The 565-nt window shown below is 35.6% G+C and carries 1 protein-coding gene; it reads right to left on the bottom strand.

What is annotated here, in order from left to right:
- The coding region (locus ACFIO5_RS10885) for a cation:proton antiporter domain-containing protein (protein ID WP_375705410.1) at positions 1–565 on the bottom strand (565 nt) is incomplete at both ends.

Here is a 565-nt window from a genome sequence, read left to right as displayed (position 1 = left end):
AAGGCGTTTTGATTCCTCTACGATAACTACAGGATCACCTCTGTTTATTAAAGATAGTGCAACACATTTACCAATACGGCTGTAACCAATAATTACGATATGATTTGTTTTTGAGGTCATTGGTAAAAATTCTTGGTCAGGGTCTTTCGGATCAATATCAATGATTTTTTGTGTGTCTTGTGAGTTTTTAGGCAAATTTTCTAGATGTTTTTTAATTTTATCAAAGGCAATAAAAATGAGGGGATTGACTAAAATAGAAAGAATTGCCCCTCCAAGGATAAAGTCATGAGCATCGTTGTTTAAAAGCCCAAGGCTTAAACTTAAACCTGCAAGGATAAAAGAAAATTCTCCAATTTGGGCGAGGCTGGCAGAAATTGTGCAAGCTGTTGCATTAGAGTAGCGAAAAGCTTTAAGGATGAAAAAGGCAACAGCAGATTTTCCTATTATAATAATGAATAATGTTGCTAAGAGAGGAAAAAAGTGAGACAGTATTTTTCCTGGGTCAAATAACATGCCTACAGAAACAAAGAAGAGAACAGAAAATGCATCTCGCAGGGGTAAAGAC

The organism is Bartonella sp. AA86SXKL (assembly GCF_042196885.1).
The sequence above is the reverse complement of the archived record's forward strand: the minus strand, read 5'-3'. Positions and strand labels throughout refer to the sequence as shown.